Origin of the sequence: Nocardia sp. CS682, from assembly GCF_004634405.1 — a bacterium.
Classification (GTDB): Bacteria; Actinomycetota; Actinomycetes; order Mycobacteriales; family Mycobacteriaceae; genus Nocardia; species Nocardia ninae.
In genome coordinates this window covers 2854731-2881237 of sequence record NZ_CP029710.1, presented here as the reverse complement: position 1 = coordinate 2881237, position 26507 = coordinate 2854731, and the positions used below count along the sequence as shown (strand labels likewise).

Genomic DNA, 26507 nt, shown 5'->3' with positions numbered 1-26507 from the left:
GGTCAGGCGTCCGGACGCGGGATATCGCCGCGCCAGGCGCCGGTCTCGTGACCTTGTTTTTCGATGAACTCCTTGAAGCGCTGCATATCTCCGTTGACGCGGTGCTTCAGCACGCCGAGCTTGTCGGCGGCGTGTTCCACGAAGCCCTCCGGATCGACCTCCATCTGGGCAGTTACCCGGGTGGTGGTATCGCTCAGGCGATGGAACGTGATGACACCCGCATGCTCGGGGCCGCTGTCGGATTTCCAGGCGACCCGTTCATCGGGATGCTGTTCGGTAATGGTGGCGTCGAATTCACGCGTGGCCGGACCGACATGGATCCGCCAGTGCGTGTGCTTGTCATCGAGTTGGCGCACCTCTTCGACGCCCTCCATGAATTGGGGGAACGTCTCGAATTGCGTCCACTGGTTGTACGCGGTGCGTACCGGGACTTCGACGTCCACTGTGGCGGCCAACGTACTCACATCTACCCCTTTCGTCGCCCGACCCCGCAGCCTCGCCGGGGCGGGCACTCACTCGGTCGCTCGTGTCGTGGCGACTCAGGACATCCCGCGCATACCCGGCGCGCTGGGTGACAAACAGGCCGACACGGCCCTCTGATCGCCGCAACAGCGACCGACCGGTCCGGTGATTCTCTTCACAGGGAGCTGACCTGCCGGTATCGGCGAGTGAAATACGTTTGTCCGGTGGCCGTCGCGCCCCGTAACGTCACTGCGGTTTGTTACCGATCAGAAGGAACGGAGTGGAAACGCCATGAAACCAGTGACCGAGCGCGACATCAGGTCGTCGTTCATCAACTGTTCCAAAACCGAGGCCAAACGGCTGCCGATGCCGCGGGAGCTCGACGAGCGCCCGTGGGACGACCTCGATTTCCTCGGCTGGAGCGACCCGTCGCTGCCGGGCCGGTGCTATCTGGTCATCCCGCAGGACGACGGCGAACTGGTCGGCGTCGCGCTGCGCTACGAGACCGGCGGGTCGGGTCGGGCCCAGATGTGTTCGATCTGCCTGACCACGCACACCGGTAGCGGCGTTTCGCTGCTCACGGCGGCCAAAGCGGGTCCGTCCGGACGCAAGGGCAACACGATCGGCACCTATATGTGCACCGATCTCGCCTGCTCGCTGTACGCGCGTGGCAAGAAGACCCCTGCGCTGGGCAACCGGTACCGGGAGAACCTGAACCCCGAGCAGAAGGTCGACCGGATGCTGGCCAATATGCAAGCGTTCATCGCCAGGCTCTACAGCTAGTCACCGCCGCTGACCGATCGAAACAATGAAATGGAGGTAGATGCCATGCGCCGACACTCGACACTCGGCTCGCCGAACCCGCACCCCGAGTTCCGCGACAGCGCAAGCACACTCGGGGTGCACGGGGTTCCTCTCCGGTCGAGACGGCCCGGCCACTAGACCAGCCGGACCGCCTCATCCGGAGAGGAACCCATTGCCGGGTTACGCGGCGCGCACCCTTGCCGCGACTCCCACCAGCACGTCGACCACGAGGAAGGCGAGCAAGCTCAACCCGACCAGCGGGGCGAACCAGCCGACCACCAGCGCTAGGGCCACCACCGGTACCGCGATCCATGGCGAGCTCCGGCGCAACGCACCCCGGCGCGGCGCTCGGCCCAGCGCGGGTCGGCCAGTCCTGCGAGTCGGACGCCTGCGCCACCACATGAGATAGCCGCGCACCAGCACGGTGATCAGCCCGATCATGACGGCGAGCAGCAGCAGCTGGTTGAGCAGCCCGAACAGCAATCCCATGTGGAACTGGATGCCCCAGTTGGTGAGTTTGGCCATCAGCGGCCAGTCGGCGTACGCGAGCCGATCGGTGACCGCACCGGTGGCGCCGTCGACCGCGGCGGCGTCGACCGTGTACGTGCCGGGCATCCGCCGTTCCTTCACGGCGAATGCCTGACCAGGCTGCGCGGGAATGGTGATCTCGACGGCCTGGGTCACGCCGTTGGCGCGTGCGGTCGCCTCGACCCGGTCGACCTCGGCGATCCGTTCGCTCGGATTGCTCGGCACCGGTGACATCTGGTGGCCGCCGTGATGATCGCTGCCCGAATCATGGCTGGGCGCAACGCTTCCCGGCAATGCGGTGGTGACCGCGGGAGTGGTCCAGCTCAGCTGCTGACGCAGTTCGGTGATGTTCGCGCCCGCGTAGGTGGACCAGGTCATGCCGGTCGCGGACAGCAGCAGAATGATCGGCAGCACCCACATGCCCACGGAGCCATGCCAATTCACCGTCCGGCCGCGCCCGTTCTGCGAACGATCCGGTGCGAGCAGCCAGCCCGCGGAGTTCCGGTTCCGCCGCGTGCGTACCCGGCGGATCCACACGATCAGGCCGGCCAGCGCGATCACCCACAGCCAGGACGCGGCCAGCTCGCTGTAGAGCCGGCCCGGCTCGCCCAGGTGCAGATCCCGGTGCAACCGGTCGATCCAGGTGCGCAAGGGCAGGGCGCCGGAGCTGCCGTAGACGACGGAGTCACCGACCGGCTGGGCCGTGTACGGGTTGACGAACACCGCGCGGCGCTCGGATTCGCCGAGCGACGGGTCGTCGAACAGCACCCGGGTGGTGTCCTCGGCGCCCGGCGCGGGTGCGACCGCGGCCAGCGCGAGCTGCGGCTGGGTGGCGACGGCGGCGCTGATCTGTTGGGACAGCGGTTTCGGTGTGCCGCTCGCCTCGACCGTCAGCAGGTCGCGCGACACGATCGACTCGAGCGTCGGTGAGATCGCGTAGAGGGCACCGGTGACGGCGGCGATGAGAATGAACGGGGCGACGAATATGCCCGCGTAGAAATGCAGTCGCATGGCCAATGCGTACAGTCCGTTTCGCGCCGCCGGTTTGCGCGCGGGCGCGGATTCGGGGGTGGCGGCGGTAATTCGGCGTCGGGAGTGATGGTTTCTGTTGTGCTCACGGTCTTTTCGTTTCTGCAGCTCGGGAAACCCGGTGTGCGGGCGTTGTTCCCGATGTTCGGTCGGGACTTCTGCGATGGTCGAAGACGGCATGCGTCGGCGGCGCGAGCGATGCTTAACGAGCGCTGGGCCGATATCCGTTGCGCGGCAATGTTTCGCGATGACGGCACGGCGGAATAACGCGTGCCACAGCGGTATCGAAGGCGACGACACCAATGCTGACGAGACGGCGACGAGCGATGTCTTCGTGTGAAAAGTGCTGAGTCGAGGTCAGCTGACCGTGAGTGGCGGACCCCGGGTCCGCAGCGACGCGGCGGCGAGGACGCGCAAGATGACGCGGTCGCGGTGTGTGGTGCGTAGCGGCGCGGGGTCCGCGAGCACGGGTGCGGATCGCGGCGACCGCAGCACTCGGAAGAGCACGGCGGTGCCGGTTCGATAGGCGGTTTCCGCGCCGCGGATCAGGAGTGCGGCGGCCATGGCCGCGAGCACGTGCGCGGTGAGCATTGTCGGCGTCAGCTGGGCATCACCGTGGTGCAAGTGCCCGGAATTGAACCCCATGGTGAAGTGGCCGAGCAGCTGCCCGGCCACGAGCGCGGTGATCAGACCGACGGACGTGTCACGCAGCGGCGCGAGCCCGGCCACCAGCGCGCCGATCACCGCGGCGGCCGCGGCCAGCAGGACGAGCGTGGTGCTGTCCGGCGGCATGCCCCCGGACGCCCAGCCATGGGCCGCAACGGAAATGGTCCCCGAGATCGCCCCGGCCGAACCACCGCGCACCCACGCGACGGCGCCGCGGTGCTCCGCGGTCGACCGGCCGAACTCGATACTCACGCGCTGATAGTAGCCGACCAATTGCGCGCATCTTCCGCGCCGACAAACGCCTGAAAACAGCGGGAAACCGAAAATGCCGATTACGTGCGATCACTGCTGCACCCGCACTGTCGTCCCCACACGAATTCGATTGTGAATTCGTGTGGGGAGCTCAGTTAACGGCGTATGGGCGGGACACCCGAAGTTCAGCTCGCTTCGATGTCCATCTCGACCAGCGGCTTGCGCAGCAGCTTGCCGGTGGCGTTGCGGGGCAGCTCGTCCAGGAAGATCACTTCGCGCGGCACCTTGTAGCGGGCCAGGTTCGCCTTGACGAAGTCCTTGATCTCCTGCGGATCGCGCTTGGAGTCCGGGCCGGGCACGACGAACGCCCGCAGCCGCTTGCCGAATTCGCGATCATCCACCCCGACCACGGCGGCCTCGAAGATGTCCTCGCGCCCGGCGATCAGGTTCTCCACCTCGAGCGGGAAGACGTTCTCGCCGCCGGAGACGATCATGTCGTCGTCGCGGCCGTCGATGAACAGCAGTCCGTCGGCGTCGAAGTGCCCGACGTCGCCGCTGGACATCATGCCGTCCACCACCTCTTTGGTGCGGCCGTCGGTGTATCCGGTGAACGCGAAACCGTTGTCCACGAAAATCGTGCCGGTGACGTTCGGCTCGGTGATCGGCTTGCGGTTCTCGTCGAGCAGTACGATCCGGATCCCGACCGGTGGCTTGCCCGCGGTGGTCGGCGCCTTGCGCAGGTCCTCGGGGGTGGCGACCGTCATGACCGCGCATTCGGTGGAGCCGTAGAGGTTGTAGAGGGTGTCGCCGAAGTAGTCCAGGGTGCGGGTGACGACGTCGGGTGCGATGGCCGAGCCCGCCGCGAAGATCACCTTGATGGTGCTCGGGTCGTACTTGGCCAGCACCTCGTCGTCGAGGTCGAGGATGCGCTGCAGCATGGTCGGCACGACCACCAGCGAATCGGCCCGGTACTTCACGATGTTGGCCAGCGTCTGCTCCGGGTCGAACCGGCGCTGCTGGAAGACGACCCGGTTACCGAGGGCGACGCCGATGGTGAACTGGGAGAGCCCGGTGCCGTGGAAGATCGGCGCGGCCATGATCATGGTGCCGTTGTGCGGCAGCGGCACCCGGTCGACGAACTGGGCCGAGGCGAACGGGCTCACCTTGTCGCGCGGCGCGCCCTTGGGGGTGCCGGTGGTGCCGCTGGTCAGGATGACCATGCCGCCCGGCTTGGCGGGCGCGGGCAGCGGATCGGTGGACCGGCCCGCCGACAGCGACTCGATGGTCGCGGCCGACGGGTCGACATTGTCCTTCGCGTCGACCCAGGTGAGCACCCGCGGGATCTCGGCGGGAATGGCGCTCATCAGGTCGATGAACTCGCTGTCGTGCAGCACCGCCTTCACCTGCTCGCGCGCGGCCACGTCGGCGAACTGCGGCTTGGCGAAGCCGGTGTTCATCAGCACCGTGCGCACGCCGAGCTTGCCGGTCGCGAGCAGGCTCAGCACCATGCCGCGATGGTCGCGGGCCAGTACCGCGACCACGTCACCGGGCTTGATGCCCTGTGCCGCGAGGCCGCGAGCCAGCGCGTTCGACTGCTCGTTCAGCTGGCCGAAGGTCAGCTCGCCCGCCTCGTCGACGATGGCGCCCGCCTCGGGCCTGGTCTGGGCGGCGTGCATGGCGACGCCCGCGAACGGGCCGAACTTGACCACGTTGAACGCCGAGCGCGCGGCGTGATCGAGCCGGAGCGGATTGAACAACCGCCGTTTGACCATGACATTCACGCCGAGGGCGAGAACGCCGGCCTTGCGGGCGGTACCACTCAACGCGGGGAAGGAGACAACCATTCGACAACAACCTTCCGGCGGCCCCACCCAGGGCTGAGCCGACGGATGGTGCGGACCGCAACTTCGGGATCCAGTGCTGTCGCTAACAATAGCAACCATCTGTAACCCGATGTGTCACGTATCTCAACAGCACCTACCGCCGGGTAACCAAACGGTGTCGCCCCGCGTCGGGTCAGGCGTTGACCTCGTACTCGACCAGCACCCGGCGCAGCAGTTTGCCGGTCGGGTTGCGCGGCAGATCGTCGAGGAAAATGACCTCGCGCGGCACCTTGTAGCGGGCCAGATTGTTCTTGACGTAGGCCTTGATCTCCTCGCCGTCGGGCGTCTGGCCCGGCTCGGGAACGACGAAAGCCCTTAGCCGCTTACCGAATTCGGCGTCGTCCACCCCGACCACCGCGGCGTCGAAGATGTCCGGCCGCTCCAGCAGCAGGTTCTCCACCTCCTGCGGGAAGACGTTCTCGCCGCCGGAGACGATCATGTCGTCGTCGCGGCCGTCCACCATGAGCAGGCCGTGCTCGTCGATGTGGCCGACATCACCACTGGACATGAAGCCGTCGATGATCTGCTTGTTGCGGCCGTCGCTGTAGCCCTCGAACGGCGTGCCGCTGCGGATGAAGATGCGCGCGGTCGTGTTGATCGCGGTGACCTGCTTGTCGTTGTCGTCGTAGAGCCGCACCTCGCAGGTGATCGGCGGACGCCCCACGGTGCCGGGCGACAGCGCGAGCTCCTCCGGGTTGGCCACCGTGGCGACCGAGCATTCGGTGGAGCCGTACACGTTGTACAGGACCGGCCCGAACACCTTGGTGGCCTTCATGGTCAGCTCGGGCGAGAGCGCCGAGCCCGCGAGCACGATGGCTTTCAGTGACGAGGTGTCGTACTTGGCGCGGATCGCCGGGTCCAGTTCGGTCATCCGGTGCAGCATGGTCGGCACCGCGACCAGCAACTCCGCCTTGTGATCGGCGATCAGCCCCAGCGTGGCCTCCGCGTCGAACCGCCTGCGCACGACCACCTTGTTGCCCATGGCCATGCCGACAAGCCCGGTGCCGAAGCCGGTGCTGTGGAAGATCGGCGACACGATCACCTGGGCGCCCTGGTAGGGGAACGGGATTCGGTCGAGGAACTGCGCGGTCGCCAGCGGGGAGACCTTGCTGCGCGTCGCACCCTTCGGCAGGCCGGTGGTGCCGCTGGTGAGGATGATGAAGCCGCCGGGCTTGGCCGGCTTGGGCAGTTCCTCGGTGGAATTGGCGGCCGCCAGATCGTCGAGCGTCTGTGCGCCCTCGGGCAGTTCGGTGCCCTCATCGACCCAGGTGAGGAAGCGGGGCAGGTCGGCGGGCAGCGCGTCGAGCAGGTCGAGGAACTCGCTGTCGTGCAGCATCGCCTTGACGTTCTCGCGCTGGCACACCTCGGCGAACTGCGGCTTGGCGAATCCGGTGTTCATCAGCGCCACCCGCACGCCGAGCTTGCCCGCGGCGACCATCGCCAGGATGAGGCCGCGGTGGTCGCGGGCCAGCACGCCGACGACGGTGCCCTCGGTGATCCCGGCGGCCTGCAACCCGCGCGCGATCGCGGTCGACTGCTTGTCGAGCTCACCGTAGGTCAGCTCGCCGCGCTCGTCGGCCAGGCCGGGGGAGTCGGGCGTGATGCGCGCCGCATGCCGGATCAGGGTGGCCTGGGGGCCGAAGATCTTGGATTCCTTGATCGTCCTGATGGTCTCCAGCGGCTTACGCGGGTCGGAAACCCCGCGGGACCGGAGCACCCCAAGCGCTTTGACAGTCTCCAGCGCGTGCGCCAACTTCATGGTCGAACACCTCCACCAGCAAACTCGCGTCGGTACTCGACCTAGCGAAATAGAAACGGCGTATCAGGTCACTACCGTAGCAGCGGGGTGTCGGGGATCACACCAGGGCGGCGATCTCGCGCCTTGACGGCGGCCGGATGGGCTCAGAAGGCCGTCGAGCCCACTGAACAGAGATGTCAGCGTGTTCACCGGCAAACCGGACCGGCGGTCATTGACCACGCAGCATCCGGTGCGTTCCATTCGTTCAAGGGGTAGCCAACAAGGAGGCTGAATCATGGTGATCGTCAGGCGATCGATGTCCGCGTTGCCGTCGGGTTGTCAGTGCGGCCCGAACTGCACGTGCGGGTGCCAGCAAGGCGGAAGCTGCCAGTGCGGCGGTGGCTGCGGCTGAGGTGTCGCGCCGCGGCGTCAACGCCGTGCGCTGGCCAATGCGATGAGTAGTGGCACCACTCGGGCCGCGGGCACCTCGAAACGCCCGCGGCCCGCGGTGTGCAACCAGCCGACGGCGGCTAGCTGGCGTAGATGGTGGTAGACCTGCCCGGAGGTGCCGACGCCCTCCAGCCCGACGAGTTCGGCCGCGGTCCTGCGGCCCCCCATGATCTCGCGCAGCAGCCGTAGTCGCACCGGATTACCCAGCGCGGCAAGGCATTCCGCGGTCTCGGCCCAGTCGTCCTCGATGAGGTCGCCGGTGGTGAACGTCGCCTGCCAGCCGTAGTGCTCGCCGGTCGGGAGCCGGGCCGAACCGGCGAACAGCACACCGCCGTTCGGCTCGTCGCCCGCGACGAATTCGTCGTGCAGGCGGGTCACCGCCCAGAGGTCGCCCGCCTCGTTCCCGCTCCTGTCGGCCACCATGTCGTCGAGCCGCCGTTCGAGTTCCGCAACCCGCTCTTCCAGACTCACGTCACCGAAGCTACGGAATTACGTAATTCCGGACAAGAGGTCGATCGCGGGTGCTCCGAGTATGTTTCGGCCCCCACGGCGCGTGCCGTGGGGGCCGAAACGTCGGGTCGATCAGTTGTAGACGGCGCCGAACGACGGCACCGAGATGGTGCCGCGCTGATACTGGAACCCGTCCGGGTTCGCGTCGCTGACCGGAACCGACCAGCGGTGCCACAGGCTGCCGTACACCGCGGCCACGATCATGCCGCCGCCGGTGTCGAGCTGGCGCGTCCTGATCGTGGTGTCCACGGGAATGTCCTGGTGCTCGTTGAGCACCTCGGTGCCGCTGCGTCCGTTGGACAGATTGATCCACAGCACTTCCAGCTTGGCGCCCGCCTGATTCGGCGCGATCGTGCCCGGTCCGCCGAAGAACCCGAACCGGAACCCGTCGATCCCGAGCGCGATGCCGGAACCGTAAACGCCCGGCCCGTCACCGCGACCGATATCCGACTGTGCCGGAATCTGGAACGGCTGCGCGGGCAGCGCCACCTCTCCGGCCTTGTTCAGCTGCCCTGACGCCACCAGGCGATCCACCGCCTGCTCGGCCGCCGGGTTACCCGCAGCGGCCGCCCGCAGCTGTTGCGCGGCACCGGCCCAGTCCACGGTCGCCGGCTCGGCACCGGCATTACCTGCAAAAACACTCGCTACCACCGCGGTCGCGGCAAAAACGGTAGCAAGACGACGCGTCACGCTCAGTCGTTCCATATCCAGTTGCTCCTCGAGGGTCTCTGGTACAGCTCGAAAGAAATTCGTCCGCTGAATTGTCGATCAAGAAACGTAGCCCGTTACGTTGCCAGCGTTCCCCGATCCGGTCCACTATCCGCCCCGCCGTGTCGGTTCCCGGGCCAGGGGGGTTCCAGACACATGCGTGTCTTGAAGTTCCCGACTGCAACCCCCCGTCGGCGCGGTGATTACCCGGGCCAAAAATGAAACGAATGCATTCGCACATGGTTTCGAGCGCGGCCGAAAGTTGTTGGTAGACGCGGGTATTGTGGTGCGCACTTCCTTCCGAGGGGCGATGGACATGGTCCAGACATCGCGCCCAGGGATGAGGTGGTGGGGAATGGCGAAACATCGCCGGAGGAAGAGCAAGGCCCCGGTCGATTACGGCATCGTAGTAACAGGCGCTGTCGTAATCGCCGGGGCGCTCATCCTGGTCCGCCGAGTTTGGCAGGCTAGGTAACCAACCCACCAGGTAGGGCCGTCGTTAGCGCGGCGGTCCTACCGCTCGGCATCACTCGCGTGACGACCTCATGCTACCAACCCACCCTGCTCGCATGCCAGCAAGCGGCCTGCTCAGCGGGTTTCGGCAGGCTTGGATCAGAACCGCTCGTGTTGACCTTTGTCACCCCAGATCTCGCCGACGCGGTGAACTCGGCCGCGTAATACAACAAACCGGCGCCGGCCCGAAGTGGGCCGACGCCGGTTTCCTTGTGCGACTTACTACTTCAGCTCGGCGCTGGTCTTGCCGAGGATCCGGCGGGCCACGATGAGCTGCTGGATCTGTTGGGTCCCTTCGAAGATGTCGAGAATCTTCGAGTCGCGGCCCCACTTCTCCAGCAGGGTGCGCTGCGAGTAGCCGATGGCACCGGCGAGTTCGACGGCCTTGAGGGAGACGTCGGTGCCGGTGCGGCCGGCCTTGGCCTTGGACATGGAGGCCTCGAGCGAGTTCGGCTTCTTGTTGTCGGCCATCCACGCGGCGCGCAGCGACAGCAGGTAGGCGGACTCGTAATCGGCTTCCATGCGCAGGAATTCGGCGGCGGCGGCGTGCTGGTTGTTCGGCGGGGTGTCGTAGGAGATCTCGACACCGGCGTCGGTCAGGATGGCACGCAGCTCTTCGAGGGCGGCGCGGGCGACACCGACCGCCATCGCGGCGACCAGCGGCCGGGTGTTGTCGAAGGTCTGCATGACCCCGGCAAAACCCTTCTCCACGTTGACTTCCGGGCTGCCGAGGATGTTGTCCTTCGGAATCCGGCAGTCCTGCAACAGCAATACGGCGGTGTCGGAAGCCTTGATGCCGAGCTTGTGCTCGAGCCGGGCCACCGACAGACCCGGAGCGTCACGCGGCACGACGAACGACTTGATCGCCGCGCGGCCCAGGCTCTTGTCGACGGTCGCCCACACCACGATGTGGGTGGATCGCTGGCCCGCGGTCACGAAGATCTTCTCGCCGTTGAGCACCCACTCGTCGCCGTCGAGGACGGCGGTGGTGCTGACGGCCGCGGAGTCGGAACCGAACGACGGCTCGGTGATCGCCATCGAGGCCCACACCTTGCCGAACCGCTTCAGCTGCTCGTCGGTGGCGACGGCGGCGATGGCCGCGTTGCCCAGCCCCTGGTAGGGGATCGAGAGCATCAGGCCGACGTCGCCCCAGGAGGTCTCCAGGGCGTTCAACAGTGCGGACATGTTGCCGCCGTTGGAGTTTCCGAGCAGCTCGGTGGCGTGGTTGTCCGACTCGCTGTCGTCCTCGCGGCCACCGGCGGCGCCGCCGATCTTCTGGGTGCCGGAGTCGGCGAGGCCTTCCACCATGGCGGCCATGGTGTCCAGCTCGACCGGGTACTCGTGCTCGGCGAGGTCGTACTTGCGCGAGATCGGCCGGAAGATCTCGGTGGCGACCTGGTGGGCCTGGTTCGCGCTGGCCCGCAGCTTCTTGGGGAGTTCGAGGTTGATCATGGGAAGTCTCCTGGAAGGTAAGGAACGAGCCGGTTAGATGAGCACGACACCTTCGGCGACGCCGATGCCCCGCAGGTCGCGGTACCAGCGCTCGACCGGGTGTTCCTTGGTGAAGCCGTGGCCGCCGAGCAGCTGCACGCCGTCCAGGCCGATCTGCATTCCCTTGTCCGTGGCCAGCTTTCGGGCCAGCGACGCCTCGCGGGCGAAGGACAGGCCCTGTTCCGCGCGCGATGCGCCACGCAGGGTCACCAGCCGCAGGCCGTCGAGCTCGATCGCGATGTTGGCGACCATGAAGGCGACCGCCTGCCGGTGCGAGATCGGCTCGCCGAACGCCACCCGCTCGTTCACATAAGGAATTACGTAGTCCAGCACGGCCTGGCCGGTGCCGACCGCGAGCGAAGCCCAGCCGAGGCGGGCCAGCCGCACGGCGTCGGCGTAGTCCTCGGCCCGCTGCTTGGCGTCGCCGTCACCCAGGATGGCGTCGGTGCCGACCGCGACATTGTCCAGCAGCAACCGGCCGAGACCGGCGGCCCGCAGACCCATGCTCGGATCGGCCTCGACCACCAGGCCGGGGGTGTCCGACGGCACGATGAAAATCGAAGGGCGACCGTCGAGTTCGGCGGCGATCAAGAACAGCTCGGCATCCGCGGCGGCGGGCACCAGGCTCTTCACGCCGGAGATCCGGTAGCCGCTCGGCGAGCGAACGGCCTTGGTCTGCAAGGCGAACGGGTCGAACAGGGCGCGCGGCTCGCTGATCACCACGGAGGCCTGCGGCACGTTCTCGCCGGTGAAGGCGGGCAGGTAGGTCTTCTGCTGCGCGTCGGTACCCCACTGGGACAGCGCGACCGCGACACCGCTCGGCGCCAGGATCGGCAGGGCCAGACCCATGTCGCCGTGCGAAAGCGCCTCGGCTACCAGGGAATTGGTGACCGCACCGCGCTCCGAGGCAGCGCCCTCGAGCTCCTCGGGGACGTTGATCAGGGTGATGCCCAGCTCGGCGGCGCGCTCGAGCAGGTCGCGCGGAGCCTTCGCGGCGGCATCGGCGTCGTAGGCGGCCGGGCGCAGGATCTCGGCGGCGAATTCCCGCACCGTCTCGACGATCATCTGCTGCTCGTCGCTGGGGGTGAGGTCGAAGAAGTCCTTGTTCTTGGCCTCGTTCGGGGCGAGCCGCTTCGGCTGACCGTTGCCGGTGACCTTGGCGAAGGCGCGGGTAGCGGCGCCGAGCGTGCGGAAGCCGGTCTTGGTGCCCTCGTAGGTGACTCGCTCGATCGGCTTGCGCAGGTTGTACTTCTCGGCGAGCTCCGACCCGGTAATGGTCGTCATCACCCGCATGGCCGCGCCCATCCAGTCCCGCTTGGGGTGGCTGAGGCCGACTGCGGACGTGTCTGGACTTCGCTTCGTTGCGCTGTCTCGAGTGCTCATCATCACCTGTTTTCTCGGGTGGGTGGGGTGAGGTCTTGTCCCGGCTATCTTACTCCTGAGTAAGACTATCTTACTCCAGAGTAAGAACCGCGTCGAGGTGCAGCATACGCCGCTTATCTGTGCCAGGCTGAACGGGTGCCCATAGTCGCGGCGTTGTTTGCCGTTGTTTTGATCGCATGTGCCCCGCGCTACGGGTATCACCGCGACGAGCTGTACTTCCTTGCGGCGGGTCGCCACCTGTCCTGGGGATACCCGGATCAGCCGCCACTCACGCCGCTGGTGGCCAAGGCCATGGCGGCGATCGATCCCGATTCGTTATTGATGCTGCGGCTGCCCGCAGTGCTGGCGGCGACCCTGGTGGTGGTGTGCGCCGGGCTGATGGCGCGAGAGCTCGGCGGTGGACGGCCGGCGCAGGCGCTGGCCGCCGCGGCGGTGGCGAGCGCGGCGTTCGTCATGGGGGTCGGGCACATGCTGAGCACGGCGGTGTTCGACCTGGCCGCGTGGTCGGTGGTGACGCTGGTGGTGTTGCGACTGATACGGGAGATCGGCGGACCTCGCGAGAGCGCGAATGGTGAGCAGGCTCGTCGATCCGCCGGGTGGCTCAGCGGTCCACGGTGGTGGCTGGTGATCGGCCTGGTCGTCGGCGTGGGACTACAGAACAAGCTGCTGTTGATCTTCCCGGTGTTCGCGCTCTTGGTGTCGCTGCTGCTGTTCGGTCCACGAAAACTGTTCGCCACCAAGTGGTTTCCGATAGCCATCGGGATTGCCGTGCTGATCTGGCTGCCGTATCTGGTGTGGCAGGCAGGTAATGGCTGGCCGCAGTGGGAGATGAGCCGGGCGATCGCGGGTGGGTCCTCCGGCACCTCGGATACGCCGATCATGTTCGTGCTCTTGCAATTCGGGCTGATGGGCCCGTTGTTGGTGCCGCTGTGGGCGTTCGGGTGGTGGCGGCTGGTGCGGGACGCCCGATATCGGGCGTTCGCGGGTGCCTACGGACTGCTTTTCGTGCTGTTCCTGGCGATCGGCGGGAAGGCGTACTACCTGGGCGGGATGTATCCGATCCTGCTCGCGGCAGGCGCTGTGCCGGTGGCGGCATGGCTGGCTGGCCGCCGAACACGGTGGGCGGCAGTCGGTTTCGGGGTAGCGGTGAACGCGATCGGCTCGGCCGTACTGTTCCTGCCGGTGCTGCCCGTCTCGATGCTGAAGGACACACCGGTCCTCGCGGTCAACTACGACGCGGGCGAAACGATCGGCTGGCCGGAATTCACCAGGCAGGTCGGCGAGGCGCGGGCCCGCCTCGGCCCCGACGTCGCTGTCCTCACCGCCAACTACGGTGAAGCCGGTGCCATCGAACGCTTCGGCGCACCCTACGACCTGCCGAAACCCCACTCCGGTCACAATTCCTACTGGTGGTGGGGCCCACCGAGCGACACCGCCACCGAGGTACTCACCGTCGGCCTCGACCGCGACTACCTGACGCGCTTCTGCACCGACATCCAACCCGTAGGCCATATCTACGTCGGCCTGGATATCGACAACGACGAACAGGGCGAACCCCTCTTCGTCTGCCGAAACCCGCGCGCCTCCTGGTCGGAACTCTGGCCGCGGGCCAAGCATCTCGGCTGACCAGCCGGGTCCGAACCCGGACATCCTCGGCTGACCACCCGGCCGACACCGGCACCACCGGGCCGAACAGCACGACAGCGGCAATCGATTGAACGCGCCGGGCGGGACAAGACGGCGTGCCCACTCGGTGAACGCCGCACCCCATGTCCCGTCCGGCAATGAATCAGAGCTGGTGGCGGACGAGGAAATCCTCGACGATCTTGCGCCACTGCTCGGGTTGCTCAGCCATGAAAACGTGCCCCGCCGCGATCTCGGTGTACTCCGCGCCGGGGATGGTGTCGGCGAGGAATCGCGAATTCGACGGATCGATCAGCAGGTCCCCGGTGGCATTGACGACCAGCGTCGGTACGGCGATCCGGCCCAGATCACCGGTCGTGTCGACGTTTTCGACCAGACTCGCCTGCTGCCTGGTTCCGCCGGGAATGGTTGTCACGCCCACACGGACGAACTCGTCGACCTGGTCGGCGGGCAGCCCGTTGAGAAACGCGGCGCTGAACGCCTGCGCGAGGGTCAGGCGGGAGAAGGTCGCATGGTCGCCGCGATCGAGCAGGTCCTGCCATATCTGCACGGACAGACGAGCACGGTTGTCGGCTTCGGCGAACCCCGCGGCGAGGATCAGGCCGCGCACCCGCTCCGGATGGCGCACCGCGGCGCGCACGGCGACCGTGCTCCCGAGTGAATAACCCAGCACGGTGAACTGCTCGACTCCGCCGTCGACCGCCGCCGCGACCAGTGCGTCGGCGAGACCGTCGAGGGTGAGCTGGACAGTGCCGTCCGGATAGTCGGGGGCGACCACGGTGTGCGTCGCGGCCAGCGCGGGAATCAGTGCGCCGAAGTTGGTGTCGATGGTGCCACCCGCGCCGTGCGCGAGGACCACGCCGGGTCCGGAACCGGTGACGGTGGTCTGCAGGGGAATTGCTGTCATGGGAGCCAAGTTAGGAATTGACATCAGTGTGAAGGCAAACGGAGGTAAGCGAGTTCCCATGTTGATCGGAGAGTTGGCACGCCGTACCGCCGTGAGCACCCGCTTGCTCAGGTACTACGAGGAGCAGGGCTTGCTCTATCCGCAGCGGGACTCGCTCGGCTACCGGTCCTATGCCGACGATGCGCCCGAACGGGTGGGTCGCATCAGAGCGATGCTGGCCGCGGGCCTGTCCACCGAGGACATCCGCGGCCTGCTGCCGTGCGAGATGGACCACGGCGCCTGGATCCAGTCCTGCGACAAATCGGTGCAGATCGTCGAAAGCCGATACAGCGACCTGGACAACAAGATCGCCGAACTCGAACGGCAGCGCGCGCTGCTCACTGTGCAGCGAGCCTCGATCAGGGATGCGATGCCCGCCGATCAGTGACCTGCCGCACCGGTCTTAGCGGACACTTTCGGTGCCGGACTGCCGGAAAACCGCCGTGCGGCACGAAAAGTGTCCACGGAGGCCGACTCCTCGAACAACACGAGCCGGCCCAGCACCCTGGACCGGCTCGCGCTGAGACTCGTACCTGCGCTACTCGCGAACGTAGTACCGCAACGTCCCGTACGCGGTCAGCGCGGCGAAGACGATGCCGACCGGCGCGATCACCAACGCGACCATCGCGATGTCGTCACCGGTGATCCGCGGAAAGACCTTGCTGGAGAACAGATCCCCGAGAGCCCGATCAATCACCAGCGGCCGAGCCACGAGTAGCCCGATCACCGCGACCAGCGAACCGGCCAACGCGGCAACCACCGCTTCCAGCAGGAACGGCAGCTGGGTATACCAGCGGGTCGCACCCACCAACCGCATGATGCCGACCTCGGTGCGCCGGGTGAACGCCGCGATCTGCACCATGTTCGCGATCAGCAGCAACGCGGCCAACGCTTGCAGCACAGCAAGACCGAACGCGGCATTGCGTAGCCCGTCGAACAGGCTGACCAACCGGTCCACAATGTCCTTGTCATTGCGCACCATGCCGACGCCCGGTCGCTGATAGAACTTCTCGTAGATCGACGGATACAGCTCCGCATTGCGCATCTTCACCCGCAGCGACGCGGGCAGCGGCGTCTCGCTGACGTATTTGGCCAGCTCGGGCTGGTCCTTGAACGTCTTCTCCTTGGCCTCGCGGACGGCGTCGTCGCGGCTGAGGTACTGCACGGATTCGACGTCCTTGGTGGACTTGAGATCCGCCATCAGCGTCTTACACGGATCGCGGGAGCAGTCCGGGTCGTTCGCCGAGATGTCCTCGGTGAGATACAGCCGCACCTCCAGCCGATCCAGAAAGTACTGCTCGGTCTTGTCCGCGATCCGCACCGCGAGCAGGCCGCCGCCCAGCATGGTGAGCGAGACCGCGACGGTCAGGATCATCGCGATGGTCATCGTGACATTGCGCCGCAGGCCGGCGAAGACCTCGCTGAACAGGAAACTCGCGCGCATCAGCGATCCACCCCGTACACACCGGTCGCCTCGTCACGCACCAGGCGGCCGCGGTCGAGTTCGATCACCCGCCTGCGCATGGCGTCGACGATGTGGTTGTCATGGGTAGCCATCAGCACCGTGGTGCCGATCCGGTTGATCCGCTCCAGCAGCATCATGATGTCGCCGCTGGTGTCCGGGTCGAGATTGCCGGTCGGTTCGTCGGCCAGCAGGACCAGCGGCCGGTTCACGAAGGCGCGGGCGATCGCCACCCGCTGCTGTTCGCCACCGGAAAGCTCGGAAGGTAGTCGATCGGCTTTGCCGCCGAGACCCACCATGTCGAGCACCTCGGGCACGGTGCGCTCGATGAACTGCCGTCGCTTGCCGATCACCTCCAGCGCGAACGCGACGTTGTCGTGCACCGACTTCTGCTGCAACAGCCGGAAATCCTGGAACACGCATCCCATCCGCTGGCGCAGCTTGGGCACCTTGCGACCCGGCAGCCGGTCGACCCGGAAGTCGGCGACCTGGATCTGCCCCGCCGTGGGGCTCTCTTCTTTGAGCAGCAGTCGCATGAAGGTGGACTTGCCCGAGCCGGACGGTCCGATGATGAAGACGAACTCGCCCTTGCCCACATCGACGGTGATGTTGTCCAGCGCGGGTCGCGTCGAGGTCTTGTACGACTTGGTGACGTTCCGCATGGTGATCACGGGGAGCCAGTGTAACCAGCAACCCCGTGCGCACCGCGTTGCCGAGCGCCGACGCCCGGCGAGTCCGCCGAGCTCAGCGTGGCGCTACGGCCGGATTCACCGCTGCCGGAACGGTGTTCAGGCTCGACTGCGGCGTATACGGTTGATCCGGTTTGACCACCAGGTACAGCACGAAGGTGGCGACCCAGGTGGCTATCAGGATCGCGGTGGATCGCCGTGGCCTCGATTCCTTCAGGAGTGTGGTGGGTCGCACCGATTCCTTCAAGAGCGTGATGGTTCTACGTGGTCTCACTGATTCCCTCCCGGCGCAACGCAGCGGCTACTCGTACCCGCAGTTCGCGTCCGACTTCGAACTGTTTGCCCGGCAAGGTGCGGGCAACCATTCGGATGTTCATTTGATCAACGGTCAAATCCTCGACGCCCATCACCGTGGGCTCGTCGAGTAGCAGTGGCTTGAGACGAGCGTCTTCGTACGCCCTTGTACCGACCTCGTGCAGGATCTCGTTGACCCTGGTGATGTCCGCGCTCGCGGACACCGGAACGTCGATCGCGGCGCGTGCCCAATCCTTCGACAGGTTCGTCACTTTCACGATCTGGCCGTTGGGCACGGTGATCACTTCACCGTCGGAGTTGCGCAGTGTGGTGATCCGCAACGTGACGTCTTCGACGGTACCCTCTGCCATCTCCGCGGCTCCAGTCACCGCGATGCGAACTACGTCACCGAAGCCGTATTGGCGTTCGGTGATCAGGAAGAACCCGGCCAGGATGTCCTGCACGATGCGCTGCGCGCCGAAACCGAGCGCGGCACCGAGCACCGCCGCGGGGGCGACCAGCCCGGTGATCGCGAAGCCGAGCCTGCGCAGCACCTCCATGCCGACCAGTACGTAGACAATGGTCAGCACCACCCAGGTGACCACCTGCGCCAGCGCGTGCCGGTGCTTGGCCGCCTCGGACCGGACCAGCGCGTCGCCGCCCTGGAAGCCCTCATCGATCTTGCGAGTGATCCGATCTCTGATGAAGGTGGCGAACCGGCTGAACAGGATGGCACCCAAGATCAACAGTACGATCTCGAGGCCGTTGGAACGTAGCCAGTTCGTCGTCTCCGAGGTCGTCGCGAGTGACATGGTCAACACCTCGACTGAACTCCCAACTGGACGCACGCCAGACAGGTTACCGCCGTACGTCCTACCATTCCGCGCAAGCGGCCCTGCTCGTCGGCTGTTGCGCTACCCGCAATGATTAACTCGGCTGCTCACGCATGCGCCAGCGGATGCCCGACTCGATGAAGCCGTCGATATCGCCGTCGAGCACCGCCGACGGGTTGTTGACCTCATAGTTTGTCCGCAGATCCTTGACCATCTGGTACGGGTGCAGCACGTAGGAGCGCATCTGGTTGCCCCAGGACGCACCCTCGTTGGTCTTCAGCGCGTCCATCTCGGCGCGCTCCTCCTGGCGCTTGCGCTCCAGCAGCTTGGCCTGCAGCACGCGCATGGCGGAGATCTTGTTCTGTAGCTGCGACTTCTCGTTCTGGCAGGTGACGACGATGCCGGTCGGAATGTGCGTCAGGCGCACCGCCGAGTCGGTGGTGTTGACGCTCTGACCGCCGGGGCCCGAGGACCGGTACACGTCGACCCGGATCTCGCCCTCGGGGATCTCGATGTGGTCGGTGGTCTCCACCACCGGCAGCACCTCGACCTCGGCGAAGGAGGTCTGGCGGCGGCCCTGGTTGTCGAACGGGCTGATCCGCACCAGGCGGTGCGTGCCCATCTCGACCGAGAGGGTGCCGTAGGCGTAGGGCGTCTTCACCGCGAAGGTGGCGCTCTTGATGCCCGCTTCTTCGGCGTAGGAGGTGTCGTAGACCTCGACGGAGTACTTGTGCCGGTCGGCCCAGCGGATGTACATGCGCATCAGCATCTCGGCCCAGTCGGCGGCGTCCACGCCACCGGCGCCGGAGCGAATGTTGACCAGCGCGTCACGCTTGTCGTATTCGCCCGAGAGCAGGGTGCGGACCTCCATCGCCTCCACGTCACCGTGCAGTGCGGCGCGTTCGGCGTCGGCGTCGGCGAGCGCGGTCTCGCGCGACTCGCCCTCTTCGCCCTCGGCCAGTTCGTACAGCACCGGTAGGTCGTCGAGGCGCTGCCGCAGTTCCTCCACGCGGCGCAGCTCACCCTGGGCATGCGAGAGCTCGCTCGTCACCTGCTGCGCGTGATCCTGGTCGTTCCACAAATCGGGATCTGCGGCTTGGTGCTCGAGCTCGTCGATACGTCGGCGCAGCTCCTCGATGTCGAGGACCGATTCGACCGTCTTGAGGGTGGCGTCGAGTTCGGCGAGATCAGCGGAAACGTCAGGATGCACGGTGGTCAAGCCTACTGGTTCGGCGTAGCCGCTATAGCAGTGGTGCGGCTCGAATGGGTTGCGTTCGTGGATCGATGATTTGGCGAGCACCCGAACGTGCGGACGGTGCCCAGGCTCGATGCGTCGCTTGGGTGCTGCTGCGGCGGGGTGCGTGGCTCCATCCGCCAGCCCGCGCGGCGTGCTCGGCCGGACTTACCGGCTAGACCGCGCGCAGGGCGCCGGGGCGGATACCCGTGAGCTTGTCGAGGGCGGTGGCGGTGGCTTCGTCGGCGGGCAGATGAACGATCAGGCGTTGATCGTCGTCCGCGGAGAGGTCGAGGGTCTCGAAGGCCAAGCGCAGTGGGCCTGCCTCGGGGTGGACGAGCCGGGTGATGCCGGTGGCGGCGGGCAGGCTGGGCACGGTCTCGACCCGATCGGTGAACTCCGGGCCGACGGTGACGGTGAGTTCGTCGGCGAGCGCCGCGATGTGCGGATCCTTGCGGAACGGACCATGTTTGAGAGTGGCGACCTCTTGGTCGGCGACGTGACTCCAGTCCGGGTAGGCCGTGCGGGCGCGGGGATCGGTGAACGCGAAGCGGGCCAGGTTCGCGGGACCGCTCTCGAACAGGCCGATCGGGGCCATCACACGGTGGTAGCCGGCCGTATAGGCGAGCACCTCGGTGAGTCGGTTCACAACCACTGCGGGCGCGGGTTCGAGGCGGTCGAGAATGGCGCGGACGGCGGGGCGTACCTCGCGCAGCGGTTGAGCACCGCCCATGCAGCTGAAGCCGAGGTCGGCGGATTTTGTGAGGCGGTGCAGGTGCACTCGCTCGCTCGGGGCGAGGCGCAGGGCGTCGGCGAGCGCGGAAAGCACCTGCGGTGAGGGGCGGCGGTCGCGGCCCTGTTCCAGCCGAGTGATGTATTCGACGCTGACGCCTGCCAACGTGGCCAGCTCCGCGCGGCGCAGGCCCGGCGTGCGGCGGCGTGCGCCGGTCGGCAGGCCGACCTGGGCCGGGGACACGGCCTCGCGCCGGGTGCGCAGGAACAGGCCCAGCTCGTTGTCACTCACCTCTCGAACCTAACAAGCGGCGGCGGCCGGAGGGTGTCCCTGCCACTACCACCCTTACGGCGGCCTTCCTGGTCGGCGCGGCGGCCAGCAGATTGGAGATGCGGCCGAAACCGGTCGCCCATCTGTTAGGAGGAAATCGATGTCGGCATTGAAACTCGCGGTGATCATCGGCAGCGTCCGGGAAGGCCGCTTCGGACCTGTGGTGGCCGAATGGTTCACCGAGCATGCCAGGAGCCACGGTGCGTTCGAGGTGGACGTCATCGATCTGGCCCAAGCTGACCTGCCGCTGGCGTTGCCCGCCGTCCCACCGTTGCTGGAGCCGAACCCCGAGCGGCCCGCCGGCATGCTCGATCTCACCGAGCGGCTCGCCGCGGCCGATGCGTTCGTGATCGTCACGCCCGACTACAACCGCAGCATCCCGGCCGTGCTGAAGGCCGTCATCGACTGGCATTTCACCCAGTGGGACGCCAAGGCAATCGGCTTCGTCGGTTACAGCGGCGGGAGCGGCGGGCTGCTCGCGATTGAGCATCTGCGGCAGATCTTCGGCGAGCTCAATGCGCATACCGTGCGCAACTACGTCTCGTTCCCGCGCTACTACCTGCTCTTCGACGAGGACGGCCGGTTGCGCGAGCCGGAGGAGCCTGCCGCGGCGGCGCTGGCGATGCTCGATCAGTTGCAGTGGTGGGCCGATGCGTTGGTCACCGCTCGCGCGGTTGCCGCGGTGGCGTGAGCCAGCACCACGGACTCCGTACCGCGGCATCCATTAAGGTGCGGGCGTGGCTGTGGACTCTTCTGACCTGGAACTTGCGCTGCGGTTGGCCGATGCGGCCGACGGCATTACCCGGGCCCGGTTCGGGGCGCTGGACCTGAAGGTGGATTCGAAGCCGGACCTGACGCCGGTCTCGGATGCCGATCTTGCGGTGGAGCAGGCGATCCGGCAGGTGCTCGCCGAGCAGCGGCCGGACGATTCGGTGCTGGGGGAGGAGTTCGGCGGGGACGCCGAGTTCAGCGGACGGCAATGGGTGATCGATCCGATCGACGGCACCAAGAACTTCGTTCGTGGGGTACCGATTTGGGCCACGCTCATCGCGCTGCTGGACGACGGCGTGCCGATGGCCGGGGTGGTGAGTGCGCCCGCGCTGTCGCGGCGCTGGTGGGCGGCGGCCGGGGCGGGTGCTTGGGCGAGCTTCGATGCCGAAGCGCCGAAACCGATTTCGGTGTCCGCCGTCGGCGAACTCGGGTCGGCCAGCCTGGGCTTCTCCAGCCTGTCCGGTTGGCGGGAGCGTGGGTTGCGGGAGAACTTCCTGGTGCTCACCGACGATGTGTGGCGAGTGCGGGGTTACGGCGACTTCTTCACCTACTGCCTGCTGGCGGAAGGGGCGCTCGATATCGCGACCGAGCCCGAGGTGTCGCTGTGGGATCTGGCTGCGCTCGACATTCTCGTCCGTGAGGCGGGTGGGCGGTTCACCTCGCTGGCGGGGGAGCCCGGTCCGCATGGTGGTGACGCAGTCGCGACGAACGGGTTGCTGCACGACGAGACGTTGCGTCGGTTGCGGGCCTGAGTCGTCCGCCGTGGCTGGCCGATGTAGCTCGCGTACCGTGCCACGACGATGGCCGCGTGCCGGTGCACGCGGCGGGCGATTTCGCGCAGCTCGTCGGCACCGTCGGGTGGCCGGCCGCCCAGTGGCGGGCCAGGTCGAGCTGCACCTGACCGCTCCGCACCTGCGTTTCTCAGAGGTGTAGCTCCGGTGGGTAGCCGGTCCAGCGCAGGTCCGGTGGTAGGTGACCGGTGTCGTTGAAGAACAGCACCGAATCGGGTCTGCCCGGGGCGTAACGGATCACCGTGAGCGCCGCATTGGCTGGGCTGATGCCTATCCACCGCCATCTCGGTGCGTCCAACGCGGCCCGCACCAGCCATCCGATGAGGAACGCGTGCGTCACCAGCAGTTCGTGCCGGGGAGTGTCGCCCGCGACCGGTCCGGTGAACTGCTCGACGGCTGCCTGCGCCAGCTGTGGTCCGCGGGCCCGCTGCTCGGCGGGGAACTGAGCGAGGAAGCCGAGGATGGCGTCTGCGGACGCTGCGGGAAGTTCGTCCTTGCGTGGCAGGTAGGGCAGGTAGTCACCGGCGGACTCGGTGGCCTGTAGCGGGACGCCTTCCAGGCGCTCGCCGATCAGCTGCGCCGTCTGCGTCACCTGGGGCAGCGGGCCGTGGTGGACCTGGGCGAGCGAACTCCCGCGCAACCGCTCACCGAGCAGCCAGGCCTGGCTGCGACCGCGTTCGCTCAGTGCACTCTCGTCCGGTGTCGCCTCGCCGTGCCGGGCGAGATAGAGATACCTGGGGGCCGTTCCGGTCATCAGGCCAGCATCTTCTCCATCAGGACGACGTGCGTCGTGCCGTGGAACTGGGGCGGCAACCGCGTCTCCCTGAGCTCGGTGAAACCCTGTGCGGTGTAGTACTTCCGGAGCACCGCGTTATCGGCGGCGGTGTCCAGGCGTTGCAGGGTGACGCCGTTGGCGAGGGTGTAGTCGGCGCAGAACTGGATGATTCGGGTACCGAGGTCGCGTCCGCGCTGTTCCGGCGCGACCATCAGCCCGTGGATATAGCCTGCCTCGGTGTCGTCGTCGGCGCCCCAGAAGTCCGGATCCCGCCAGACCACCCGGACCGCGGCGACCAGCGCGCCGGCCTCGCGCCAGACGAACCATTCGCCGCGTTCGGCTTCCGCGGCGACGAGCGTGCTCGGATACTCGCCCGGCACCCACTGGCCGATGCCGTTGTCGACCATCCACTGGGCGAGCCGATTACGCAGGTGAGCGATGTCCTCGGCATCGTCCGGGGTGGCGACGATCATGGGAGCCGGTTCCGGCATGCTGGTTCCTTTCCGCGCGGGTCCAACCCTTTTGTTCTACCGGCTCGGCGTGGCCGGGGTGAGGTCGATGCCCGCCGGTGGTCGTAGTCGGCGCAGCGTTCCGTCCATGCCGGTGATGTACAGCGCCCAGCTGTCGCCGTCACGGGCGATGCGTACCGAGGTGGTGCCGTCGGGTGGATTGCGCATCGGGCCGGGCTTTATCAAGCCGGTGATGATCGCGCAGGCGGCACCCGTCGCGGTGTTCACCTGGTTGATGGAGCCGAAGGCGTGGTCGGCGACGTACAGGGTGTCGGTGCGGGTGGCCTCCATGTCGTCGGGCATGGAAACGAGATTCGGCACCGCGGAGATGACCACCGGGCTCTCGGGAGCATCGAGGGGGATACGGAAGATCCGCATGGTCAGGTTGTCGGTGTAGATGGACTTGCCGTCCGGTGCGAGCGCGAGGCCGTTCGTCAGCGGCAGGCTGGACCAGGTTTTCGTGTAGGCGCCGGTGGACGGCCGGTAGCGTCCGATCCCGGTGGGCGCCTCGTTGACGCCGATCGTGCTGAACAGGAGGTCGCCGTCCGGCAGCAGTAGTAGTCCGTTCGGGCCGTTCAGCGCGGTCAGCAGGACCGTCGTCGCGCCGGTGGCGATCTCGTATCGCTGCAGAGTGCCGGGCTTCTCCGTGAGCCCGTCGCCGGTGAGGAAGTACACGTAGGGCCCGGCGACCCGGACCCCGGCCGGATGGTCGAGCCCGGTCAGGAGCTTCTCGAACCGGCCCGCGCTGTCGACGTGCGCGAAGTACCCGTCGAGGAGGCCGGTGACGTAGAAGCCGCCTTCGCCGTCGGAGTCGAGGTTCTCCAGATTGCCGACCCCCTCGACCAGCGTGGTCGCTTCCCAGCCGTCGGCGCACATCGACGGGACGGGGTCGGCGCCTGCGGTCGGTGCCGTCGCGACCAGCCCTGCGGCGACCGCGACCGCGAGCATCGCCGCGCGAATTCGATTACTCCCCAGCCCTGTTGCCATGTGCGTCAACCTAACAAAACCGCAATGCTCCGGCAGCGCGGCAAAATTCGGCTGTTGTGCGGAAAACCCAGGTCAGTGCGTCGGCAACGCGGATAGGCCTTCGATCTATCCACATGTGGAGCACTCGAGAACCGAGCTGGAGATTCTGACGGCGTACCGGTAGCGCCCTCGACACGCACTCGTAGGATGGGCCGGGTGACTCTCCCCGATGCATTCGCGGCCGCGGCGACCGACACCGATCCCGGTGTGGACGCCGGATCCGGTGCGGCGCAAGAGGTTCTACGCCGAGTCTTCGGCTACGACAGCTTCCGCGGCGACCAGCGCGACATCGTGGAGCACGTGGTCGCGGGCGGTGATGCGCTGGTGCTCATGCCGACCGGCGGCGGTAAGTCGCTCTGCTATCAGGTGCCCGCGCTGGTCCGGCCCGGCGTCGGCGTGGTGATCTCACCGCTGATCGCGCTGATGCAGAACCAGGTGGACGCGCTCAGCGCGCTCGGTGTGCGCGCCGGATTCTTGAATTCGACCCAGTTCCCGGACGAGCGCCGGGCCGTGGAGGCGCAGTTCGTGGCGGGGGAGTTGGACCTGCTGTACCTGGCGCCCGAGCGGCTGCGGCTGGAATCGACGGCACAGCTGTTCGATCGCGGCAAGGTGGGGCTGTTCGCCATCGACGAGGCGCACTGTGTCTCGCAGTGGGGCCACGATTTCCGCCCCGACTATCTGGCGCTGTCGATGCTGCACGAACGCTGGCCCGACGTGCCGCGCATCGCGTTGACCGCGACCGCCACCGCGAAGACCAGCGACGAGATCGTGCAACGCCTCGACCTCGGCAACGCCCGCCGCTTCGTCGCGAGCTTCGATCGACCCAATATCCAGTACCGGATCGAGCCGAAGAACAAGCCCGATCGGCAGCTGCTCGATTTCATCCGCACCGAGCACGCAGGCGACGCGGGCATCGTGTACTGCCTGTCCCGCAATTCGGTGGAGAAGACCGCGGCGTTCCTCACCGAGAACGGTGTCAGCGCGGTGCCGTATCACGCGGGCTTGGACAACCGCACCCGCGCGGAGAACCAGACGCGGTTCCTCCGCGAGGACGGTCTGGTTGTCGTGGCGACCATCGCCTTCGGCATGGGCATCGACAAGCCGGACGTGCGTTTCGTCGCACACCTCGATCTGCCGAAGTCCGTGGAGGGCTACTACCAGGAGACCGGCCGGGCGGGCCGCGACGGGCAGCCCTCCACCGCGTGGATGGTGTATGGCCTGAACGACGTTGTGCAGCAACGGAAGATGATCGACTCCTCGGAGGGTGACGCCGCCCACCGCCGCCAGTTGCAGCTGCACCTGGACGCCATGCTGGCGCTGTGCGAGACGGTGTCGTGCCGCCGGGTGCAGTTGCTCAACTACTTCGGTCAGCACGAGCAGCAGCCGTGCGGCAATTGCGATACCTGCCTCACCCCGGCCGAATCCTGGGACGGCACCGTCCCCGCGCAGAAGCTGCTGTCGACGGTGCTGCGGCTGAAACGCGAACGCGGCCAGAGCTTCGGTGCCGGCCACATCGTCGACATCCTGCTCGGCAAGAAGAATCCCAAGGTGCTGCAGCACGATCACCATGAGCTGAAGGTCTTCGGCATCGGCACCGATCTGCGCGATATCGAATGGCGCGGTGTGGTGCGGCAATTGCTGGCGGGTGGGTTGCTCGCCGTGCACGGTGACTACGGCGTGCTGACGCTCACCGACGCGAGCAACGAGGTGCTCTTCGAGGGCCGCCAGGTGCTGTTGCGCCGCGAGCGCGAACGGCCGATGAAACCGGCGCGGGCCGCCAAGGCGGGCAAGGCCGCGGCCGCCGCCGAGATGGCACCCGCGGATGTTCCGGTGTTCGAGAAGCTGCGCGAATGGCGGGCCGCGACCGCCAAGGAACAGGGCGTTCCCGCCTACGTCGTCTTCCACGACGCGACCCTGCGCGAGATCGCCGCCCGCAAGCCGACGAGCCTGGCCGAGCTCGGCACGGTCACCGGCGTCGGTGAGAACAAGCTCGCCAAGTACGGCGAAGGAGTGCTGGAGGTATTGGGCGCAGAGTGACATTCTGCACCTTCGA

Annotated in this window: 25 protein-coding genes; 6 read left to right on the top strand and 19 right to left on the bottom strand. The window is 67.0% G+C overall.

Going from position 1 to position 26507, the window contains the following annotated elements; genetic code table 11:
- Positions 1-2: 2 nt before the first annotated feature.
- Positions 3-464 carry an SRPBCC family protein gene (locus DMB37_RS12965; RefSeq protein WP_107658875.1) on the bottom strand — a complete coding sequence of 154 codons (462 nt, stop codon included), beginning with the start codon at positions 462-464 and terminating at the stop codon, positions 3-5.
- Between the two features lie 289 nt (positions 465-753).
- Here DMB37_RS12965 and DMB37_RS12960 point away from each other — a divergent pair, with 289 nt between their 5' ends.
- On the top strand, positions 754-1245 hold the full coding sequence (locus tag DMB37_RS12960; protein WP_135232912.1) for an FBP domain-containing protein: 492 nt from the start codon (positions 754-756) through the stop codon (positions 1243-1245).
- A 201-nt stretch (positions 1246-1446) separates the two neighbouring features.
- On the opposite strand, the gene DMB37_RS12955 is transcribed toward DMB37_RS12960, so the two are convergent.
- From DMB37_RS12955 to DMB37_RS12920, 8 genes are all read right to left on the bottom strand, one after another.
- Positions 1447-2805 (bottom strand): PepSY domain-containing protein, encoded by a 1359-nt coding sequence (locus tag DMB37_RS12955; protein WP_167768829.1) that lies wholly within the window; start codon positions 2803-2805, stop codon positions 1447-1449.
- 375 nt (positions 2806-3180) lie between these two features.
- Positions 3181-3741, bottom strand: a complete 561-nt coding sequence (locus tag DMB37_RS12950) for a hypothetical protein (protein ID WP_135232910.1) — start codon at positions 3739-3741, stop codon at positions 3181-3183.
- Between the two features lie 185 nt (positions 3742-3926).
- Positions 3927-5585 (bottom strand): acyl-CoA synthetase, encoded by a 1659-nt coding sequence (locus DMB37_RS12945; RefSeq protein WP_135232909.1) that lies wholly within the window; start codon positions 5583-5585, stop codon positions 3927-3929.
- Between the two features lie 172 nt (positions 5586-5757).
- A complete protein-coding gene (locus DMB37_RS12940; protein WP_135232908.1) occupies positions 5758-7383 on the bottom strand; it encodes an acyl-CoA synthetase in 1626 nt (541 codons plus the stop codon).
- A gap of 408 nt (positions 7384-7791) precedes the next feature.
- Positions 7792-8283, bottom strand: coding sequence for a helix-turn-helix transcriptional regulator (locus DMB37_RS12935; RefSeq protein WP_135232907.1), 492 nt, complete (start codon positions 8281-8283; stop codon positions 7792-7794).
- A gap of 111 nt (positions 8284-8394) precedes the next feature.
- Entirely contained in the window at positions 8395-9027 is a 633-nt protein-coding gene (locus DMB37_RS12930) for a hypothetical protein (protein ID WP_135232906.1), read from the bottom strand.
- 738 nt (positions 9028-9765) lie between these two features.
- Positions 9766-10995, bottom strand: coding sequence for an acyl-CoA dehydrogenase family protein (locus DMB37_RS12925; RefSeq protein ID WP_107658868.1), 1230 nt, complete (start codon positions 10993-10995; stop codon positions 9766-9768).
- Between the two features lie 33 nt (positions 10996-11028).
- Complete coding sequence (locus DMB37_RS12920) at positions 11029-12423, bottom strand: acyl-CoA dehydrogenase family protein (RefSeq protein ID WP_370465369.1); 1395 nt, start codon at positions 12421-12423, stop codon at positions 11029-11031.
- 129 nt (positions 12424-12552) lie between these two features.
- Between DMB37_RS12920 and DMB37_RS12915 the strand changes: the two genes are divergently transcribed.
- Complete coding sequence (locus DMB37_RS12915) at positions 12553-14043, top strand: glycosyltransferase family 39 protein (protein ID WP_135232904.1); 1491 nt, start codon at positions 12553-12555, stop codon at positions 14041-14043.
- Between the two features lie 163 nt (positions 14044-14206).
- Here the strand turns inward: DMB37_RS12915 and DMB37_RS12910 are convergent, their stop codons facing one another.
- On the bottom strand, positions 14207-14968 hold the full coding sequence (locus DMB37_RS12910; RefSeq protein ID WP_135232903.1) for an alpha/beta fold hydrolase: 762 nt from the start codon (positions 14966-14968) through the stop codon (positions 14207-14209).
- Positions 14969-15026: 58 nt separating this feature from the next.
- Between DMB37_RS12910 and DMB37_RS12905 the strand changes: the two genes are divergently transcribed.
- Complete coding sequence (locus tag DMB37_RS12905; RefSeq protein ID WP_135232902.1) at positions 15027-15395, top strand: MerR family transcriptional regulator; 369 nt, start codon at positions 15027-15029, stop codon at positions 15393-15395.
- A 150-nt stretch (positions 15396-15545) separates the two neighbouring features.
- On the opposite strand, the gene ftsX is transcribed toward DMB37_RS12905, so the two are convergent.
- From ftsX to DMB37_RS12875, 6 genes are all read right to left on the bottom strand, one after another.
- Positions 15546-16451 carry a permease-like cell division protein FtsX gene (gene ftsX / locus DMB37_RS12900; RefSeq protein ID WP_107658863.1) on the bottom strand — a complete coding sequence of 302 codons (906 nt, stop codon included), beginning with the start codon at positions 16449-16451 and terminating at the stop codon, positions 15546-15548.
- Positions 16451-17140 (bottom strand): cell division ATP-binding protein FtsE, encoded by a 690-nt coding sequence (gene ftsE, locus DMB37_RS12895; RefSeq protein WP_107658862.1) that lies wholly within the window; start codon positions 17138-17140, stop codon positions 16451-16453. Before ftsE ends, ftsX begins: the two co-directional genes overlap by 1 nt.
- 73 nt (positions 17141-17213) lie before the next feature.
- Positions 17214-17393: a hypothetical protein gene (locus tag DMB37_RS12890; protein WP_159080682.1), complete on the bottom strand. Its 180-nt coding sequence runs from the start codon at positions 17391-17393 to the stop codon at positions 17214-17216.
- Between the two features lie 25 nt (positions 17394-17418).
- On the bottom strand, positions 17419-18264 hold the full coding sequence (locus DMB37_RS12885; protein ID WP_107660856.1) for a mechanosensitive ion channel family protein: 846 nt from the start codon (positions 18262-18264) through the stop codon (positions 17419-17421).
- A 115-nt stretch (positions 18265-18379) separates the two neighbouring features.
- Positions 18380-19495: a peptide chain release factor 2 gene (gene prfB / locus DMB37_RS12880; protein ID WP_135232900.1), complete on the bottom strand. Its 1116-nt coding sequence runs from the start codon at positions 19493-19495 to the stop codon at positions 18380-18382.
- 199 nt (positions 19496-19694) lie between these two features.
- On the bottom strand, positions 19695-20543 hold the full coding sequence (locus tag DMB37_RS12875) for a helix-turn-helix transcriptional regulator (RefSeq protein ID WP_135232899.1): 849 nt from the start codon (positions 20541-20543) through the stop codon (positions 19695-19697).
- Between the two features lie 139 nt (positions 20544-20682).
- On the opposite strand from DMB37_RS12875, the gene DMB37_RS12870 reads away from it, so the two are divergent.
- On the top strand, positions 20683-21273 hold the full coding sequence (locus DMB37_RS12870; protein ID WP_135232898.1) for an NADPH-dependent FMN reductase: 591 nt from the start codon (positions 20683-20685) through the stop codon (positions 21271-21273).
- 46 nt (positions 21274-21319) lie between these two features.
- On the top strand, positions 21320-22105 hold the full coding sequence (hisN, locus tag DMB37_RS12865) for a histidinol-phosphatase (protein ID WP_135232897.1): 786 nt from the start codon (positions 21320-21322) through the stop codon (positions 22103-22105).
- A 169-nt stretch (positions 22106-22274) separates the two neighbouring features.
- Here hisN and DMB37_RS12860 read toward each other — a convergent pair whose 3' ends face one another.
- Genes DMB37_RS12860 through DMB37_RS12850 form a run of 3 tightly spaced genes read right to left on the bottom strand, consistent with a single transcriptional unit; the run spans position 22275 to position 24415 of the window.
- Positions 22275-22898: a histidine phosphatase family protein gene (locus DMB37_RS12860; protein WP_135232896.1), complete on the bottom strand. Its 624-nt coding sequence runs from the start codon at positions 22896-22898 to the stop codon at positions 22275-22277.
- A complete protein-coding gene (locus DMB37_RS12855) occupies positions 22898-23410 on the bottom strand; it encodes a GNAT family N-acetyltransferase (protein ID WP_240772375.1) in 513 nt (170 codons plus the stop codon). Before DMB37_RS12855 ends, DMB37_RS12860 begins: the two co-directional genes overlap by 1 nt.
- 36 nt (positions 23411-23446) lie before the next feature.
- Positions 23447-24415: an SMP-30/gluconolactonase/LRE family protein gene (locus DMB37_RS12850; protein ID WP_135232895.1), complete on the bottom strand. Its 969-nt coding sequence runs from the start codon at positions 24413-24415 to the stop codon at positions 23447-23449.
- Between the two features lie 195 nt (positions 24416-24610).
- On the opposite strand from DMB37_RS12850, the gene recQ reads away from it, so the two are divergent.
- On the top strand, positions 24611-26491 hold the full coding sequence (gene recQ, locus DMB37_RS12845) for a DNA helicase RecQ (protein WP_135232894.1): 1881 nt from the start codon (positions 24611-24613) through the stop codon (positions 26489-26491).
- Positions 26492-26507: the final 16 nt, after the last annotated feature.